The 15,918-nt window shown below is 64.3% G+C and carries 20 protein-coding genes and 1 pseudogene; 11 read left to right on the top strand and 10 right to left on the bottom strand.

Annotation, left to right across the window (positions count from 1 at the left end; translation table 11 throughout):
* The first annotated feature begins 72 nt into the window (after positions 1–72).
* Both Q0030_RS25910 and Q0030_RS25905 read left to right on the top strand, forming a co-directional pair.
* A complete protein-coding gene (locus Q0030_RS25910) occupies positions 73–1,206 on the top strand; it encodes a hypothetical protein (protein ID WP_298373339.1) in 1,134 nt (377 codons plus the stop codon).
* Positions 1,207–1,277: 71 nt separating this feature from the next.
* Positions 1,278–2,030: an alpha/beta fold hydrolase gene (locus Q0030_RS25905; protein ID WP_298373337.1), complete on the top strand. Its 753-nt coding sequence runs from the start codon at positions 1,278–1,280 to the stop codon at positions 2,028–2,030.
* Between the two features lie 39 nt (positions 2,031–2,069).
* Here the strand turns inward: Q0030_RS25905 and Q0030_RS25900 are convergent.
* Positions 2,070–3,392 (bottom strand): annotated as a pseudogene (locus Q0030_RS25900) (hypothetical protein); the annotation flags it as partial.
* Between the two features lie 227 nt (positions 3,393–3,619).
* On the opposite strand from Q0030_RS25900, the gene cysE reads away from it, so the two are divergent.
* The gene (gene cysE, locus Q0030_RS25895) at positions 3,620–4,447 is read left to right on the top strand and encodes a serine O-acetyltransferase (protein ID WP_212309873.1); all 828 of its coding nucleotides are present in this window, start codon (positions 3,620–3,622) and stop codon (positions 4,445–4,447) included.
* A 138-nt stretch (positions 4,448–4,585) separates the two neighbouring features.
* The gene (locus Q0030_RS25890; protein ID WP_050406403.1) at positions 4,586–4,804 is read left to right on the top strand and encodes a DUF3126 family protein; all 219 of its coding nucleotides are present in this window, start codon (positions 4,586–4,588) and stop codon (positions 4,802–4,804) included.
* 64 nt (positions 4,805–4,868) lie between these two features.
* On the opposite strand, the gene Q0030_RS25885 is transcribed toward Q0030_RS25890, so the two are convergent.
* Positions 4,869–5,579 (bottom strand): hypothetical protein, encoded by a 711-nt coding sequence (locus tag Q0030_RS25885; protein WP_298373331.1) that lies wholly within the window; start codon positions 5,577–5,579, stop codon positions 4,869–4,871.
* Positions 5,580–5,798: 219 nt separating this feature from the next.
* On the opposite strand from Q0030_RS25885, the gene Q0030_RS25880 reads away from it, so the two are divergent.
* Both Q0030_RS25880 and Q0030_RS25875 read left to right on the top strand, forming a co-directional pair.
* A complete protein-coding gene (locus Q0030_RS25880; protein WP_092115175.1) occupies positions 5,799–6,128 on the top strand; it encodes a hypothetical protein in 330 nt (109 codons plus the stop codon).
* A 154-nt stretch (positions 6,129–6,282) separates the two neighbouring features.
* Entirely contained in the window at positions 6,283–6,813 is a 531-nt protein-coding gene (locus tag Q0030_RS25875; protein ID WP_092115174.1) for a gamma carbonic anhydrase family protein, read from the top strand.
* 4 nt (positions 6,814–6,817) lie between these two features.
* Here Q0030_RS25875 and Q0030_RS25870 read toward each other — a convergent pair whose 3' ends face one another.
* Positions 6,818–7,072 (bottom strand): hypothetical protein, encoded by a 255-nt coding sequence (locus tag Q0030_RS25870; protein WP_298373322.1) that lies wholly within the window; start codon positions 7,070–7,072, stop codon positions 6,818–6,820.
* 87 nt (positions 7,073–7,159) lie between these two features.
* Here Q0030_RS25870 and Q0030_RS25865 point away from each other — a divergent pair, with 87 nt between their 5' ends.
* From Q0030_RS25865 to Q0030_RS25855, 3 genes are all read left to right on the top strand, one after another.
* Complete coding sequence (locus Q0030_RS25865; RefSeq protein WP_298373319.1) at positions 7,160–7,450, top strand: hypothetical protein; 291 nt, start codon at positions 7,160–7,162, stop codon at positions 7,448–7,450.
* A 155-nt stretch (positions 7,451–7,605) separates the two neighbouring features.
* On the top strand, positions 7,606–8,106 hold the full coding sequence (locus Q0030_RS25860) for a hypothetical protein (RefSeq protein WP_298373316.1): 501 nt from the start codon (positions 7,606–7,608) through the stop codon (positions 8,104–8,106).
* 202 nt (positions 8,107–8,308) lie between these two features.
* Positions 8,309–8,458: a hypothetical protein gene (locus Q0030_RS25855; RefSeq protein WP_298373313.1), complete on the top strand. Its 150-nt coding sequence runs from the start codon at positions 8,309–8,311 to the stop codon at positions 8,456–8,458.
* A gap of 396 nt (positions 8,459–8,854) precedes the next feature.
* Here Q0030_RS25855 and Q0030_RS25850 read toward each other — a convergent pair whose 3' ends face one another.
* The 3 genes from Q0030_RS25850 to Q0030_RS25840 form a co-directional block, all read right to left on the bottom strand.
* Positions 8,855–9,346: a hypothetical protein gene (locus tag Q0030_RS25850; RefSeq protein ID WP_298373310.1), complete on the bottom strand. Its 492-nt coding sequence runs from the start codon at positions 9,344–9,346 to the stop codon at positions 8,855–8,857.
* 160 nt (positions 9,347–9,506) lie between these two features.
* Entirely contained in the window at positions 9,507–10,037 is a 531-nt protein-coding gene (gene fabA, locus Q0030_RS25845; protein WP_298373307.1) for a bifunctional 3-hydroxydecanoyl-ACP dehydratase/trans-2-decenoyl-ACP isomerase, read from the bottom strand.
* Between the two features lie 33 nt (positions 10,038–10,070).
* Positions 10,071–10,700: a TetR/AcrR family transcriptional regulator gene (locus tag Q0030_RS25840; RefSeq protein ID WP_298373304.1), complete on the bottom strand. Its 630-nt coding sequence runs from the start codon at positions 10,698–10,700 to the stop codon at positions 10,071–10,073.
* Positions 10,701–10,774: 74 nt separating this feature from the next.
* Between Q0030_RS25840 and Q0030_RS25835 the strand changes: the two genes are divergently transcribed.
* Positions 10,775–11,215, top strand: coding sequence for a hypothetical protein (locus tag Q0030_RS25835; RefSeq protein ID WP_298373302.1), 441 nt, complete (start codon positions 10,775–10,777; stop codon positions 11,213–11,215).
* Between the two features lie 129 nt (positions 11,216–11,344).
* On the opposite strand, the gene Q0030_RS25830 is transcribed toward Q0030_RS25835, so the two are convergent.
* From Q0030_RS25830 to Q0030_RS25820, 3 genes are all read right to left on the bottom strand, one after another.
* Positions 11,345–11,959, bottom strand: coding sequence for a transglutaminase-like cysteine peptidase (locus tag Q0030_RS25830; protein WP_298373299.1), 615 nt, complete (start codon positions 11,957–11,959; stop codon positions 11,345–11,347).
* Between the two features lie 332 nt (positions 11,960–12,291).
* The gene (locus Q0030_RS25825; protein ID WP_028336124.1) at positions 12,292–12,909 is read right to left on the bottom strand and encodes a PilZ domain-containing protein; all 618 of its coding nucleotides are present in this window, start codon (positions 12,907–12,909) and stop codon (positions 12,292–12,294) included.
* Between the two features lie 254 nt (positions 12,910–13,163).
* Complete coding sequence (locus Q0030_RS25820) at positions 13,164–14,099, bottom strand: acyl-CoA desaturase (protein WP_298373288.1); 936 nt, start codon at positions 14,097–14,099, stop codon at positions 13,164–13,166.
* A gap of 173 nt (positions 14,100–14,272) precedes the next feature.
* Here Q0030_RS25820 and Q0030_RS25815 point away from each other — a divergent pair, with 173 nt between their 5' ends.
* On the top strand, positions 14,273–15,235 hold the full coding sequence (locus tag Q0030_RS25815; RefSeq protein ID WP_298373285.1) for an MBL fold metallo-hydrolase: 963 nt from the start codon (positions 14,273–14,275) through the stop codon (positions 15,233–15,235).
* A 26-nt stretch (positions 15,236–15,261) separates the two neighbouring features.
* Here Q0030_RS25815 and Q0030_RS25810 read toward each other — a convergent pair whose 3' ends face one another.
* Positions 15,262–15,789 carry a hypothetical protein gene (locus tag Q0030_RS25810; protein ID WP_298373283.1) on the bottom strand — a complete coding sequence of 176 codons (528 nt, stop codon included), beginning with the start codon at positions 15,787–15,789 and terminating at the stop codon, positions 15,262–15,264.
* Positions 15,790–15,918: the final 129 nt, after the last annotated feature.

The raw sequence follows: 15,918 nt of genomic DNA, 5'->3' as shown, positions 1-15,918 counted from the left end.
TGTGTCGCAAAAACGGCACACCATTTCCAAGCGAACTGAACAAGGCGAATAAAACTAGAGGTTTTTAGCGGAATGAACGGGGTGCGCCTCAGTTTTGCGGTGGCCGGCCTGGCAGCGAGCGCTGCCGTGGGCGCGGCCATTTGGCCACACGCCCGGGACGCCGGAACGGTGCTGTCAGCGCGGAACGATCCGGCTGCACTCGCCGACCTCAGGCTCAATTCCGTCCTGCGCAACAACCCGGCGTTGATATCGGACAATATCGAGGCGGCACTCGCCTCCGGCGATGCCGATCTTGCGACCAGCTTTGTCGCGCTCGCAAGCGAGAAGAACATCGCGCTCGGTGATGAACTCACAAAGCGTGTCGACGATGCGCGTGCCGAGCAGTCGTCCACCACGCATTTCGCCAAGGGATTTGCCACCGGCCTCGTGACCGGCAATGCCGACGATGTCGCGAGCCTGTCCGGCACCGTCGCGGGCGATCTGTTCGTGTTCGGTGACGTCAGGGACGTCGTGCGCGAGGGTAAGCACCTCGTGATGGGCGAGGACACTGACCGACTGGTGCTTGGCCTTGCCGCCGCCGGGCTCGCCGTGACTGCGGCCACCTATGTGTCGGTCGGCGGCGCCGCGCCGCTGCGCGCCGGACTGACGCTGGTCAAGGATACGCGCAAGGCCGGACGGCTGAGCGAGGGGATGATCGAATGGGCCGGGCGCTCGACCCGCGAGGTGGTCGATCAGCCGGCGCTCCGTGATGCGGTCGCATCCGGCTCGGTGCTGCGGCCGGCGGAAACCGCAACCGCGATCCGCGCGGCGTTCCGCGCCGAGAAGGCCGGTGCGCTGGTGCGCGTCGCCAAGGACGTCGGGCGCATCGGCGAGGCGGCCGGGGTTCGTGCCGCGCGGGACACGCTGAAGGTCGCGGAGAACCCGCAGGAGATCGCGCGCGCGGCCCGCATCGCCGAGGTGAAGGGCGGCCAGACCCGCGCGATCATCAAGCTGCTCGGCCGCGGCGCGCTGCTGCTCGTGGCCGGCACATTCAATCTCACGATGTGGCTGTTCGGCGCGCTGCTCGCGCTGTTCGGCTTCCTGTCGTCGATCAAGGCCACCACCGAGCGAGCCACGGCATGGTGGCTCAGACGCAGCAAGGCGCTGCGCCTGAAGCGGCAGATGACCGCGCAGGCCGCGCTGGCGAGTATGCCCGCCCAAGGCTAGGTTTCACGCTAAGCTTGCGGTCGCCGGTCGATCGCAAATCCCAAATCCAAATCCAAAAAACGGAATCGAAGATGCCGAGTTTCCACCACGGCGATGTTGAGATTGCCTATATCGACGAAGGCGCGGGCGAGCCGATCGTGCTCGTGCACGGCTTCGCGTCGAGCAAGAACGTCAACTGGATCTATCCGACCTGGGTGTCGGAGCTCGTCAAGGCCGGCCGGCGCGTCATCGCGCTCGACAATCGCGGCCACGGTGAATCCGCCAAGCTCTACGATGCCGCGCAGTACGAGATCGCGACCATGGCAAGCGACGTGATCGCGCTGATGGATCATCTCGGAATCGCGCGCGCCGACATCATGGGCTATTCGCTGGGCTCGCGGATGACGGCGATCCTGGCGCGTGAGAATTCCGAGCGGGTGCGTTCGGCGATCCTCGGTGGCATCGGCATCGGGCTGATCGAGGGCGGCGGCCCCGGCGAGGCCGTCGCCCTGGCGCTGGAGGCGCCGTCGCTCGACGATGTCACCGATCCGGTCGGCCGCACCTTCCGCGCCTTCGCCGATCAGACCCGTTCCGACCGCCGCGCGCTCGCCGCCTGCCTGCGTGGCTCGCGCCGCCTGATGACGCGCGAGGAGGCCGCCGGCATCGGTGTGCCGGTCCTGATCGCGGTCGGCACCAACGATGAGATCGCAGGCTCGGCGTCAGCGCTCGGCCGGATCATTCCGGGTTCGCAGGTGCTCGACATTCCGAACCGCGACCACATGCGGGCGGTCGGTGACAAGGTCTACAAGACCGGCGTCATCGACTTCCTGTCGCAACGACAATAGCTCGTCGGCATCATCATCGGCATCGTCCTTGGCGAAGGCGCGCGCCGCCGCGATCAACACCACGAAGGTCGCGACCCACACCATGCGTGCGCCATAGCGGTCGTGCGGTCCCGAGATCACGCCACAGACGGCGGCATTGCCGAGCAGAGCGAGAGTCACCGTGCCCGCCAGCAGCGTCAAATCGTCGAGCCGCCGCTGCCACAGTCCGCGGCCGAACAGGATCACGACCAGCAGCATCGAGGCCAGCGCGACCGGCACGTGGATGCGATTGATCGCGGTGAAGTCGAGGGCCCATTGTTGTTGCCGCGCGGCGCGCATCGGCGCGACCTGCTTGGGAATATAGCGCTCGATGATGCCGTAGGTATGCGGGATCCAGCCCGATGAGCCTTCGCCGGTCGCGACATCCATCAGCTGGTCGGCGGTCGCTTTCAGCGCCGCCCTGGCCTGCCATGTCGGATATTCGGCGAGCGAGCGCACCACGATGCGGCCCATCTCGTCATTCAGTCCCTGAAAGCGGCCGAGCGTGTTGAACATGCTGTGACCCCACAGGAAGTCGTCGGCGGTCGGCGGCAACTCGTCGCGATAAGGGCAGAGCTTCAGGTTCTCCTTGGCGCAATGATCGCGCAGATATTGCGCGACGATGCCATCCTGCAGCATGCGGCCGAAGGCGACGCCATAGCCGCCGGGTGTCCAGGCAAGTTGTCCCGACAGCGCGAAGTTGGCCGCCAGCAGCATCACGGCGGCGGTGACGATGGTCAGGCTGCCTTGCATGAGCCCCGCGACCGGGACGCGGCGGCCGAGCCACGGACGCAGCATCCAGCCGGCGCAGCATAGACCGAGCAGCACCGCGAGCGTCGCGCTGTGCGTGGCGGCGGAAAACGCGATGAACCCGAACAGCACCGCCTTCTCGAGCGTCGAAATCCGCTCGCCGTGCAGGACGAGGATGTAGAGCGCGAGCACCGCAAGGCCGGCAAAGATGTCCGTCAGCAGCATGCTGGCGAGCCAGGGCAGGGCGGTGGTGGCGATCAGTGCGAGGCTGATCGCGATCAGCCGGACCGGCCGGGCGAGCTCGAGCATGCGAAGGGTCAGCTGTAGGATCCACAGCGTTGCCAGGGTCTGGATGCCGAGGTTGAGCCAGAAGCCCGATGTCTCGCCGATATGCAGGTAGATGCCGAATACCGTCGACCGGCTCGGCACCAGATAGCCCTCGTACCAGCGCGCCAGATAGCCGCCGGTATCCCATTGGAGCAGCGGATAGCCGTTCCAGAAGGCAGGCGCGAGCAGCAGGAGGGGAATGGCAATGGTGGCGATCCAGACCGACCGTGCATCGGTCAGGCGCCCACGTAACGTCCGGGTATTGATGGTATTTCCCCCTTTTATTGGGGCCGACCATGCCCAAAACCACACTCGGGACGAAATCCGCCAATAGTTGCAGAAGCGCGGCTTGATTTCGGCAAAATCCCGACCAATTCCCCTAGACATCGGCGCGGGGGCGTTCGGCTGGGGTTTACCGTACCGAGCCGTCCCGGGACGCGCTGGGGTCACCGTGCTATAACGCACATCAGAACAACCGAATTGCGAGAGCAGCTATGGCAGTTCATCAGGTCAATCCGCAGGGGAGCAAGCTCGCGGCACTCGATCCGATCTGGGATCGAATCCGCGGCGAGGCGGAAGACATCCTGCGCCGCGAGCCGGAGCTCGCATCCTTCATCTATGCGACCGTGTTGCATCATGAGCGCCTGGAAGATTCCGTGGTCCATCGCATTGCCGATCGGCTCGACCACGCCGCGCTGTCGGGCGACCTGATCCGCCAGACCTATGGCGAGGCATTGCGCGATGAGCCCGATATCGGCAACGCCTTCCGCGCCGATCTCGTCGCCGTCTATGACCGTGATCCGGCGACCTCGCGCTTCATCGATCCCTTGCTCTACTTCAAGGGCTTCCACGCGCTGCAGACCCATCGTCTCGCGCATTGGCTCTATCAGAAGGGCCGCAAGGATTTTGCCTTCTACCTGCAGAGCCGCTCGTCGGCGGTGTTCCAGACCGACATCAATCCGGCGGCGAGGATCGGCCGCGGCATCTTCCTCGATCACGCCACCGGTTTCGTCTGCGGCGAGACCGCTGTCATCGACGACGATGTCTCGATCCTGCATGGCGTCACGCTCGGCGGCACCGGCAAGGAGAATGAGGATCGCCATCCGAAGATCCGCCACGGCGTGCTGATCGGCGCCGGCGCCAAGATCCTCGGCAATATCGAGATCGGTCATTGCGCGCGGATCGCGGCGGGCTCCGTCGTGGTCAAGCCCGTGCCGCACAACGTCACGGTCGCGGGCGTGCCGGCGAAAATCGTCGGCGAGGCCGGCTGTGCCGAGCCGTCGCGCACCATGGATCAGATGCTCAACGCGATCGGGCTTTGATTTCACTCGCTTTCTGATCGGTACCGCGCTTTAGCGTGTGCGCAACATCACGTCGCCAAAGCCTGAAAAGGCTCTGGCGATCTTTGCCGTCTCGTCCTAAAACTCCCCCGAAAATCATCGACCCGATTGGAGACGGCTGTGGACGTTCAGGAAGTCAGGAAGCTCGACGCGTATCTCAAACGCGTGTTCAGCAATCCCAAGATCCGCGTGGTGCCGCGGCCCAAGAAGGACGACTCGGCCGAGGTTTATATCGGTGAGGAGTTCATCGGCGTGCTGTTCGTCGACGACGAGGACGATGATCGCTCGTTCCAGTTCCAGATGGCCATCCTGGAAGAAGATCTGGGCGAGCAGGGCTGAACGGCTTAAGGCCGTCATTGCGAGGAACCCGCGGAGCGCGCGTCGCTCCGGCGCAATGACGGCGTTACCCCTTCGCGCTGTGCATCTGCGCGGAGAGGCGGTTCATCGCGGTGGCGATGTCGCGCCATTGCGCCAACCAGCTGCGTGGAAAGCGGAAGGTCAGGTCGGCGCCCTCGATGCGCTGCTCACTCAGGCACATGCCGGGCGTCGAGGTATCGCGCGTACAGCGCGCGATCAGCTGCGGCTCGGTCGCGGTGAACAGGTCCTCGCCGCCATAGGGCGTGCCGTCGCGGAACGCGCGCGCCGTCAGGCCGTCATCGGTGTTCGTACGCTCGTCGAGATAGCGCGGATAGATCGTGCGCAGCCGCATGTCCGGCGCCAGTGAATCGTGATGTGCCGCGATCGACACGAAGATCCTGTCGATCGGCTGCACCTTGTCCTCGACCGTATCGGCGCTGTAGTGCTTCGGCGCGGCAGGCGCCTCCAGTGACGGATAGAGGAAGCTCAGATCGACGCGCTCCTGCGGCCCGGAGTGGCGCTGGATCTTCATGCGCACCGCCATGGTCGGCACGTTGAACAGCGTGCCGCCGACGCTCACCGGCAGCCGCGACGGATCGCTCGGCGGGACGGTCGTATAGGTCGGCCACAGCAGATAGGCGACGAGCGCAATCGCACCGGCCGCGATGACTGCCGAGGCGATGATCGGAGCGAGATGCGCGCGCGGATTGCGGCGGGTGTCGCGGGCGAGATGCTGGGCGGTCGAGAGTAGCGTCATGAGCGAGGCAAAGAGCAGGTCGGGAGTGGCCGAATCACCTGCCGAATATGCCACGTGACGCGGAATTTCCGTACGATTCCAATGGAATCCCGCAGCGAATGGCCATGCGCAAACGCCGCGCCGGGCGCCCCCGGTTAACCTTTCCTTAAGGATGATGTGGCGGCCCGCCGCCAATTCTGCGAAGCAGGGTGAGTGGCCTGTTGCGTAGCGGAAGTCCCGATGTCGCCCGATACCTTGAATTCCCTGTTCTCGCTCTTCATCGGCTTCGCGCTCGCCGGCGCGCTGGCCAGCGGTTATCAGGCGATGGCGGAGCGTCCGGCCGGCTTCGGCCTGCTGCAGGAGGGCGTGGCGCCGAGGACCTTCGCCGCGGTCCCGTTTCTCGTCTTCGCCGCACCGTTCATCATCATGCGCAACACGCTGCGTGGTGCGCGCATCGAGCGCCGCCGTTTCGAGTTCGTGATGATGGCAACCGTCATTTCCGGCTTCTGGAGCCTGATGTCCGGCACCTTCTTCGTGATGACGCTGCGCGCTGCGGGCGTGATCGGGTGATCCGCGCCGGATCCTGATCCGTGTCCGGATCATGGCGTGCTTGCTTGAAACGGTATCGTCCGCTGTGCCAAGGTCACCCTGATCTGAGCTTCGACGCGTTTTCTTCACGCGAACCGGTGTCCACTTCGCTCGAAAACGCTCCAGGGAGACCTCCATGGCGATCTACGAACTCGACGGGCAGGGGCCCGATCTTCCCGCCGACGGCAGCTACTTCATCGCCGACAATGCCGTCGTGATCGGCAAGGTGCGCCTCAAATCCGCGGCGAGCGTCTGGTTCGGCGCCGTGCTGCGCGGCGACAATGAGTGGATCGAGATCGGCGAAGGCTCCAACGTCCAGGACAATTCGACCCTGCATGTCGATCCCGGCTTTCCCCTGACCATCGGCAACAACGTCACGATCGGCCACAATGCGATCGTGCACGGCTGCACGCTGGAAGACGGCGTGCTGATCGGGATGGGATCGATCGTGATGAACGGTGCGCGCATCAGGCGCGGCAGTGTCGTCGGCGCCGGCTCCGTCATCACCGAGGGCAAGGAGTTTCCGGAAAATTCCCTGATCATCGGCGCGCCCGCACGCGTGGTGCGCACGCTGGACGCCGCACAGGCGGAGGCGTTGTCGCGGCCGGCGAAGTCCTACGCGATCAGAGGCCCGCAGTACAAAGCCGGGCTGAAGAAGATCGGCTGAAGGCTCATCGCTTCCGGCCCTGGCTGCGTGCGCCCTTCGCTGTCGCGGGGGCTTGCCTTGCCGCCTCCCGCGGTTTCGCTGCTTCCTGAAGTCTTGCGCTCTTGCGCAGCGCATCCTTCAGGTCGATCGGAATACCGTGCTTCTTGAGCAGGTCGGCGAAGGCCTCGTCCGCGAGCTCCTGCAACGTCGCCATCCGGTCGCGCCCAAGCTGCTTCAGCTTGTCGGCAGTATCGTCGTCAAACTCGATCAGCTTGCGCAAATTGCATTGCTCCCAAACTGTATTGCCCCAACGCCTGTGGGAACCGGCGTTTTGCGGACCCGTTGATATCCGCAAGGGAGAATTGCCATGCGCAAATTATCCGTCACCGTCGCGTCAGCGACAATCGCGATTCTGCTGGCACCCACCATTACCGTTGCTCAAGGCACCGGCACCAGGAGCGGCAGCCCTTCGTCAGCCGGCCCGACGTCGCCGCAACTCGCATCACCGCCGCCCAGCACCGCTCAACCGTCCAGCCGGCTGAACTCCGGTGAGGGCGTCACCACCGGCTCGGCGTCGAGCGAAAGCTTCGACAAGGCGATCGCCGACGAGAACAGGACGGTCGATCGCCGGGTCAACGGCATCTGCCGCGGCTGCTAACTTTTGACGGCTGCGCCTTGATGAACGCGGGTCGCGCAGAAGTGAGCGCGACATGAGCGCGCGGTCGAAGCCACGGTCCTACATTGAGTTAGCATGCGCGGGACGCGGCGGAGGAGGCTTGCAAGGAAAAGCCTTGGAAAGAGGAGTGACGGGTGATGTTGCGTAAAACGATGATTGCCTTGCTGGCGACGGCCACGGTCGGCCTGTTCACGGTCGATGCCGCGTCGGCTCGAGGTGGTTTTGGTGGTGGCGGTTTCCACGGCGGTGGTGGCTTCCACGGTGGTGGCGGCTTTGGCGGCTTCCACGGTGGCGGCGGCGCCTTCCGCGCCATGGGCGCGGGCGGTGGCTTCCGGTCGGCCGCGATCGGTGGCGGTTGGCACGGCGGCGGCTGGCATGGTGGAGGCTGGCACGGCGGAGGCTGGCATCGGCGCGGCTGGGGCTATCCGTTCGCCGCGGCCGCGATCGGCTTCGGCCTGGGCTACGGCGCCTACGATTACTATGACGGCTACTACGGCAACCCGTACTACGCCGGTTACGGCTACGACGACGGGTATGGCTACGGCGATGGTTACGGTGACGGCGGCTGTTATGTCGTGCGTCGTCGCATGCTGACGCCGTATGGCTGGCAGGTGCGACCGGTGCAGGTTTGCAACTGAGACATCTGCTGATGCATGGCCGGTCCATCGGATCGCCATGCTGATGGTGTTGGAATGATCGGCACGGCCTCGGCGTCTTGATGTCGGGGCCGTCGCGCATTGGTACGCGGCTTGCAGCGCATTGCAGCAGTCTGTGTGTGAACGCGTCGCGAAAACAAACGGTCCGGCTACGATTGGAGCCGGGCCTCAGAGGATATCAGAGATGCTGACCATTCCTGATCTGACATTGCTGTTCATGGTTGTTGTTTCGGGCCTCGCAGTCGCATTCGTCTACATGCTCCACGAGCTCGAGCCGAAGCTTGCACGGCTGCGGCAGCGAAGCGATCGCGTCCTGCGCGACCGCACCAAGTAGGCGGCAACGCGGATCGCTGCGGCTTCAGCCGCAGCGACATTGCGCGTGCGGAGCTGTGGCTCAGCACGGCGCGTTTTCGGGGTCAGCAATCCAGAGATCGGGAATTCACGGTCACAAAAAACAAGGCCGTCGACGTAGTATACCGTCAACGACCTTGCCAGCCCCGGATATTGAAATCGGCTCACGCCATCCGGTGATTAAAGATGACTCGGATTCGAAGTCGGATATGTGAACCAGTTCACAAAGTCCGGATTAATTCACGGTAACGGGCACTCATGCGAGGCTGCCATCGGCAGGCCTGGAGCTGGAAGTTCCACCTTAGGTCCTGATGTTGTTCGGGATTTGGCGCTTTTTGATGGCCGGGCCGGTGACGGGGCGCTCGGCTGTCATCGGTCCTCAACCGCGCGATCCGCGGCGCTTCCGGTTGGCGCTCCGGGCGGCCTTCGACCGCTTGCGCGGCTCGGGCTCGGCGGCCGGCTCATTAGCCTGCGCGCTCGCGAGCGATTGGCGCAGGCCCTCGACCTGTTCGGTCAGCGCGGCGACCTGGTCAGAGAGCTTCTTGGCGTCGGCCTGCTGTGCGGCGAACTGCTTACGCATGGCCAGCAGCTGGTCCTGCACCTCCTGCAACTGGTCGATGGATTCCTGCTGGGTCGCCTCCATGCCCTTGGTCTTTTCCACCAGGGCCTCGGAGACCTGTGCGGTCCGCGCCTGCAATTGACGGACGGCGACCATCCGGTCGGTCTCCGGCACGTTGCCGCTGAAGGCGCGCCACAGCGCGATCGAGCCGATCCCGAACAGCACGAGCACCAGCGCCACGGCGCCGATCGCGATCGGCTGCACGCCGATCAGGCTGCTGGCTTGTGCATTCCGGGGGGCAAGTTCGACCATGCGACCAGAACCGGACATCAATTGAAAGGTTTCGAATAGCACAACCGCGATGCGGGCAAAACCCCCGGGGATTCAAGCAGGTGGCGGGGGGAGTGCAAAACTCGCCGCAAACTCCGGGGCTTCTGCCTCAAAACGGGACTGTCCGGCACGCGTCCGTGGCTCAGCCCGTCGGCGCGATCAGGCCGACCCTCATGTCCTTCGCCAGATAGACGCAGGCGCCGTCGGCGAGCACACGGCCGTCGGCGATGCCCAGCACCAGCCGGCCGCGCCTGACCTGACGCATGTCGACCTCATAGCGCACGAGCCTGACGTCCGGCGTGATGTGGCCCCTGAACTTGACCTCGCCGACCCCAAGCGCGCGGCCTTTGCCCGGCGAGCCCGACCAGCCGAGCCAGAAGCCGATGATCTGCCACATCGCGTCGAGACCGAGGCAGCCGGGCATCACGGGGTCGCCGGCAAAGTGACAGGCGAAGAACCAATGGTCCGGTGCAATGTCCAGCTCGGCGGCGACATGGCCCTTGCCGAAGGCGCCACCGTCGATGCCGATGTCGGTGATGCGGTCCATCATCAGCATCGGTGGCGCCGGCAGCTGCGCATTGCCGGGGCCGAAATAGCCGCCCGTGCTCGAGCGCAGCAGATCCGGCTTGCTGTAGGATGATTGCGGCGTGTGAAAATCATGCGGGTTGAACAAGATGGCCACCGACCTTGGGGTTATAGTTGAACATTAGAAGCGGCCGCGCCGCGTGGCTTTTGACTTCACCGGCGGGGACTTGGCAGTCAGGCGCAGCGCCGCGGCCATGAAGGCCCAGATGTCGCCGGTCAGCCTTGCCGGATCCGGTCGCCGGTCGGCCGTAAGCGCACCGATCAACGCCTGGCGGATGCCGCCGATCATCAGCGCGATGGTGAGGTGAGGGTCGAGGTTGCCGGGTACGATCCCGTCGCGCTGCGCGGCCTCCAGCATGCGCGCACCGCCTGCTAGCTGGCGGCTGGTGAAGCCGGTCTCGACATCAAGCACTTCGGGCGCCCGGCTCAGCGGTCCGATCACCAGCGGCGCAAACGGGTGCTCATAGTGAAACGCGACATAGGCGCCGATCCGCGCCTTCTCCCTGTCCGCCCAGTTGCTGGCGGACAGCTTGGCGCCGCCGAATGCGGCCTCATCCAGATGTTCATAGAAGTCCTCGACCACGGCGGCGATCAGGCCGGCCTTCGATCCGAAATGGTGATAGGCGAGCCCGACCGAGACCTGCGCCCGTCGCGCGACGGCCTGCATCTCGAGATGCCCTTGGCCTTCGATCAGCTCCTCTTGGGCTGCCGATAGCAGCCGCTCGCGTGTCCCCTGGCTCGTTGCACTCATCGTCAGTTCGTCCGCTAGTTGAATTGAATTCAATTCAATCGGGCGGATGCTAGGATGTCAAGCCTGGGCGCCGGATGGCCGAGCGTGCCGGTGCAGGGCATGCGATGGCGTTTGCGATCAAGACCGAGATCTCCGAACCGCGTGCGAAGGCGTTCGTCTTCACTGCGCAGAAGACCATGCATGGCGGCAAGCACATCGCGGCCGACGACATCGTGTTCGTGTTCGCGAGCGAGAACGAGGGCGGCACGGGCCTGATCGCCCGCGCGGTCGTGACCTCAGCCGAACCGGTGCCGCGCAAGCCTCGCATCGCCAGGCAGACGCCGCGGGTCAGCATCGCGGTCAGGCGTGTGGCGTTGGCGAAGCGGCCGCTCGGACGCGACGCGCTCAGGCGCTTCAAGGATTGGGACGACGGCCGGCCCGAGACCGAGCTCAATTTCAAATTCTATCGCCAGGCTACCAACAAGATCGTCGGCATCACGGACAAGACGGCGGCGTTCCTCGATCGCTTCTTCTGATCGGCCGCCGCCGTACCCCGCAAAAGGTTGCGGCCAGGCTTTGGGGGAAGCCTGGCCGCGCGCGAACCGGTCTGGGACGGGGAGGGGTGGGGATGTGACCGGGTCGCGAACTCGATTCCTTGTTGCCGCTCAGCGCGAGCTTGCGGTTGAAACTGCCGGGCGGTTGTCGCCGAGCGAGACCCACACATTGGGATCGCTCTGCGATTGCCGCTTGACGAAGCGGTAGCCGGTCTCCGTCCAGGCGACGATGCTCTCGTTCTGATTATCGAGCACGAACTCGCCCTTGTCGGTCTTCACCGTCAGCACCGCGTGGCCTTCGCCCTTCTTGTCGCGGACGACCGTGATCAACAGCGCCTCGCGCGGCCAGCCGGCGTCCATCAGCATCTTGCGCTTCAGGAGCACGTAGTCCTCGCAGTCGCCGTAGCCGTCTGATGGCAACGACCATTTCTCGATCACGCCCCAATGATCCATGTCGGTCATCGGCTTGATGGATTCGTTGACCCACTTGTTGACCCGCACGAGGTCGCGCCAGGCGGTCTGCGACAACACGATGTCGCGTGGTTGCGTCTTGCCGCCGCGGCACTCGGCGGGATTGTCGGCGCAGAATTCGACCCAGCCGATCGGCGAACGCGCAACGTCACCCAGGCTGGCGTAGACCACGTCGCCGGCCTTGGCCGACACGCACGTCGCTAACAGAATGGCGGCAACCGCCAAACCTTTCCCCTGTCCCCTGAACCCAAACATCGTGGCCCCCGTTCTTCTTGTTGGGACCACGTTTCGCACAAAGCTTTTGCGCCGCCGCTAAGTACGCAAAGTAGATTTGACGCGAATACTGGTAAAAGCTGCGGAAAATTCGATCTTTACTTGAATCGAATTCGCGTAAAATTTGAAACAACTGCAATTGATTCAAATTTTATGCATTAACTCGGCGAGCGTTGTGCCAGCGCGGTTTGTTGCGCGAAACGTTCGCGCCGTTAACCGCCGATTTCGCCGGGCCGAACGCGTCGAAGGCGGCCACCGGTGCACCGGAGGCCGCCTTCGCAGGCTGAAAACGGGGTCTTGAGCGGTTTTTCGCTTTACCTCGCGGTAACGCTCTCTTCGAGCGTTTCCGCCGACTGCTCGTGGACGAACTCGAGCGCGAAGCCTTCCTCGAGATTTCGCACCACGCGGGCCTGCACCCGGCCGAGCATCACGAGCGACTTCAGCGGCGGGCGGTTCTCCGCCGCAATGGCAGCACCGGACAGCGAGAGGTCGATGATGCGGCAGGTCATCCGCGTGCCGTCTTCCTGGGTGAGCAGGGCGATCGGGTTGCGCGGCACGATACGGTCGTGGCGGCGATCCTCGGGCAGATTGAGGATGTCGCGGTTGGCGAGCCAGGTGAGCTGGGCGGCGAGCTTGTCGCGCTTGCGCGCGGTGGCGCCGATCGTCATCGCAAAGCCGTTGTCGATGATGCGGGTGATGCGGCCCTCGACCCGGCCGATATGGTCGAGATAGGCGATCACGCGGTCGCCGACATTGCCGATGCCGGGCGCCAGCAAGGCGAGGCCGCCCGGGGACATGTTGATAATCTGGCAGGGAAACTCGCGCCGGTCGGGCAGCATGTAGCGGCCGAGCAGGTGCACCTTGACGCGCTGGAAGCGCCGCCGCTCCTCGGCTACGGGGACGACGGTAGTTTTCTTTTGTGCAAACGACATCACAACAACCCGGCCACCGTCCATTCGGAGCCCCGACGACCGTAAGGCTGATAGGGTTAACAGGGCGTTACGGTTGTGAAGGGGAACCCGGACACGGAGCGAGAGTGACAAGTGAAGTTCGCGTGCGCCGTGGCCAGGGGTGTTAGGCTCATTCAGATGCCGCATGAGGTTCTCCGAACCATCGCGCTGCGGCTTGGATAGTCTCCTCCAGATCCGGTTCGATGTCTGTGGCCCAACCCACAAACCCACCGTCGCTATGTCCCGGCGACCGCATCAGCGTTACCCGCGTTGTCGACGCGGCGCGAGCCCGGGCGGGGCGCAAGCTTGTCCGGCGTCTTGATGTTGCTCGCGAGCCCGGTTACCTCGAAGGCCTTGATCAGCCACCAGCCGAGATCGATCTGACCCGGCAACAGCCCGAGCTTGGCGGAGCCGGGATAGGCGTGGTGATTGTTGTGCCAGCTCTCGCCCATACTGATCAGCCCGGCGATGCCGACGTTGTAGCCCTGGGCGGCAACGCCTTCGATGATCCAGGTCTGTCCGCCCTTGCGATGCGAGTAGTGACCGATCAGCCAATGACCGGTGACGCAGACGGCGACCCGGACGCAGATGCCCCAGACCAGCCAGCTCCACGAACCGATCGCAAAAAACAGCAAGGCCCAGGGCAATTGCTGCCACATCCAGGTTCGCTCGACGAAGGCATAGAAGCGGTCGTTTGCAAGCCGCGGTTCGAGGTGGAAGACCGGCGGGTGTTTCAGCACGAGCGTGCAATGCAGTTGCCACCAGGCATCGCGCCAGAAGCCGGCGGCGTGGCGGGAGTAGGCGTGGCACGCCGCCTGGCGTTGCGCCCAGTCGCGGAAATCGTGCAACCGCACCATGCCGTAGGGGCCGGCCATTCCGACCAGCGTGCCGAGATAGACGCAGAAGCGTTCGAGCCACGACGGGCAGTCGAAGCTCGTATGGATCAGGCGGCGGTGCATGCCGACCGAATGGCCGAAGCACAGCGTGATCGCGCTGGTCACGATGAACAGCGCGAATGCGCTCCACGAGAACAGCAGTGGCCCGAACACGATCGCAACCGCGGTCATGCTGCCGAGCCACAGCGACTTTGCCGGCGCCCATCGCACGCGCCCGTCGAGCGGGTCGGTGCTGTCGTCCGCGAAGATGCGTTCGGACCCGGGTTGCAGCTTCATTCCATAACCTGAAATTGTGCCGCAGGTTTGGATGGAGCGGCCGTTGCTGTCAATCCGCCGCGCGCGTCCGTCATGTCGCAGCCGACATTGGCATCTCCGGCCACTTCACCTAGCCTGTCGTGGTTTAACAAGCTCATCGGCTTAGTACGCGCTTGGGGCGGAGACGTTCGATCATGCGACTGAAATTCTGGTTTGCTCTCGTTGCGGCAATCCTCGCCGGCGGCGGCATGGCACGCGCCGCCGAGATGCGGGTCACCTTGCTCGGCACGGGCACGCCGACGCCGCGGCTCTCGAGCTTCAGCGCCGCGACGCTGGTGGAAGCGGGGCCCGAGAAGCTGATGTTCGATTTCGGGCGCGGCTCGACCATCCGCCTGTTCCAGAAGAAGATCCCGATCGGCGCGATCACCGCGCACTTCATCACCCATCTGCATTCCGACCATGTCGTGGGCCTTCCCGACATGTGGCTGACCGGATGGATCGGCACGCCGTTCGGATCGCGCAAGACGCCGATGGTGATCTTCGGCCCGAAGGGCACGGTGGCGATGACCGAGAATCTCACCAAGGCGTTCGCCGAGGACATCCGCATCCGGATCGATGATGAGAACTATCCGCCGTCCGGCGTCGCGTTCGCGGCAAAGGACATCGTGCCGGGCCCGGTCTACGAGAGCAACGGCGTCAAGGTCACCGCGATCGAGGTCAATCACGGCGAGAAGATCAAGCCGTCGTTCGGATACGTCGTCGAGTATGATGGCAAGAAGGTGGTGCTGTCGGGCGACACCAAGCCGGACGAGCGGGTGGCGAAGGCGGCCGAGGGCGCCGATCTCCTGATCCACGAGGTCGCGGTCATCGATCCCGACCTGTTCAAGGCCTATCCGAATTATCGGGCGATCGAGAACCATCACACCTCGCCGGAAGAGGCCGGTAGGATCTTCGCGCAGGCCAGGCCGAAGCTTGCGGTCTACTCGCACATCGTGTTCGCGAGCCAGCCGCCGACGCAGGACGTGCCGGAAGACGTGCTGCTGAAGCGGACGCGCACGACCTATCAGGGACCGCTGGTGATCGGGCACGACCTGATGTCGTTCGTGATCTCGGACAAGGTCGAGGGCTTTGCGCCCGACGGCACCGCGATGAAATGACGATCCGTGCGAAGCCGCGCGGCGGGCTACTCGGCTTCGGCGTCCATGGCCGGTTCGGCCGTCACCGCCGGCGGTTCAACAGTCACGGCCTTTAGCACTTTACGTTTCGCCGCGCGGATCTCGAGCTGCAAAGGCGGCTGATAGGACCCGGCTGGCGGCTCGAACATGAAGGCGTGGTGCCCATCGCCCTTGTTGAGCTTGAGAAGATCCTTGCGGAACTGATCGGCGACGACTTCGGCGACGTGATCGCCGTTGAAATAGATATCGATCGTGACCCGTTTGTCGGGGTGCTGGTCGTACAGGGCCCAGCCGGCGATCCGGTTCTCGTTGAAGACGTCGACATGGCCGGTGACCTCGCCTGAGAGGCTCTCGATGCCGGCCTCGATCACCTCGAGGTCGCTCTTGTAGATCGATCGGGTCACGTCGAAGCTGAAATGCGCGGTATCGACACATTGGTCGAGCAGGTTCTGCCGATGCTCCTTCATTCGTTGCAGCGTGTCCAGTTCGCCCAGCTTGACGTACATGCCGACGATACCTTCGATACCAGGATTCATGGTGTCGTTCCCCGCAATGCTACAAGCCTGTTTGCCCTCAGTGGCGTTCACAAATCGATGCTTCGTTGCGGAAAAATACTCCCGTCAAGACTTGAAGCGCGTCGTCCCGCCAAGGTCTGTACATGACAG

Origin of the sequence: uncultured Bradyrhizobium sp. (genome assembly GCF_947648125.1) — a bacterium.
Classification (GTDB): Bacteria; Pseudomonadota; Alphaproteobacteria; order Rhizobiales; family Xanthobacteraceae; genus Bradyrhizobium.
Note: the sequence above shows the minus strand (reverse complement) of the source record. Positions and strands in the feature narration are given on the sequence as shown.

What these genes read in the sequence shown, in the direction of transcription:
- Q0030_RS25830 (WP_298373299.1), bottom strand. Translation starts at nt 11,959, where the DNA reads ATGTTTGGGTTCAGGGGACAGGGGAAAGGTTTGGCGGTTGCCGCCATT.
- Q0030_RS25860 (WP_298373316.1), top strand. Translation starts at nt 7,606, where the DNA reads ATGTTGCGTAAAACGATGATTGCCTTGCTGGCGACGGCCACGGTCGGC.
- Q0030_RS25810 (WP_298373283.1), bottom strand. Translation starts at nt 15,789, where the DNA reads ATGAATCCTGGTATCGAAGGTATCGTCGGCATGTACGTCAAGCTGGGC.
- cysE (WP_212309873.1), top strand. Translation starts at nt 3,620, where the DNA reads ATGGCAGTTCATCAGGTCAATCCGCAGGGGAGCAAGCTCGCGGCACTC.
- Q0030_RS25855 (WP_298373313.1), top strand. Translation starts at nt 8,309, where the DNA reads ATGCTGACCATTCCTGATCTGACATTGCTGTTCATGGTTGTTGTTTCG.
- Q0030_RS25875 (WP_092115174.1), top strand. Translation starts at nt 6,283, where the DNA reads ATGGCGATCTACGAACTCGACGGGCAGGGGCCCGATCTTCCCGCCGAC.
- Q0030_RS25815 (WP_298373285.1), top strand. Translation starts at nt 14,273, where the DNA reads ATGCGACTGAAATTCTGGTTTGCTCTCGTTGCGGCAATCCTCGCCGGC.
- Q0030_RS25885 (WP_298373331.1), bottom strand. Translation starts at nt 5,579, where the DNA reads ATGACGCTACTCTCGACCGCCCAGCATCTCGCCCGCGACACCCGCCGC.
- Q0030_RS25835 (WP_298373302.1), top strand. Translation starts at nt 10,775, where the DNA reads ATGGCCGAGCGTGCCGGTGCAGGGCATGCGATGGCGTTTGCGATCAAG.
- Q0030_RS25905 (WP_298373337.1), top strand. Translation starts at nt 1,278, where the DNA reads ATGCCGAGTTTCCACCACGGCGATGTTGAGATTGCCTATATCGACGAA.
- Q0030_RS25910 (WP_298373339.1), top strand. Translation starts at nt 73, where the DNA reads ATGAACGGGGTGCGCCTCAGTTTTGCGGTGGCCGGCCTGGCAGCGAGC.
- Q0030_RS25825 (WP_028336124.1), bottom strand. Translation starts at nt 12,909, where the DNA reads ATGTCGTTTGCACAAAAGAAAACTACCGTCGTCCCCGTAGCCGAGGAG.
- Q0030_RS25850 (WP_298373310.1), bottom strand. Translation starts at nt 9,346, where the DNA reads ATGGTCGAACTTGCCCCCCGGAATGCACAAGCCAGCAGCCTGATCGGC.
- Q0030_RS25865 (WP_298373319.1), top strand. Translation starts at nt 7,160, where the DNA reads ATGCGCAAATTATCCGTCACCGTCGCGTCAGCGACAATCGCGATTCTG.
- Q0030_RS25880 (WP_092115175.1), top strand. Translation starts at nt 5,799, where the DNA reads ATGTCGCCCGATACCTTGAATTCCCTGTTCTCGCTCTTCATCGGCTTC.
- Q0030_RS25820 (WP_298373288.1), bottom strand. Translation starts at nt 14,099, where the DNA reads ATGAAGCTGCAACCCGGGTCCGAACGCATCTTCGCGGACGACAGCACC.
- Q0030_RS25840 (WP_298373304.1), bottom strand. Translation starts at nt 10,700, where the DNA reads ATGAGTGCAACGAGCCAGGGGACACGCGAGCGGCTGCTATCGGCAGCC.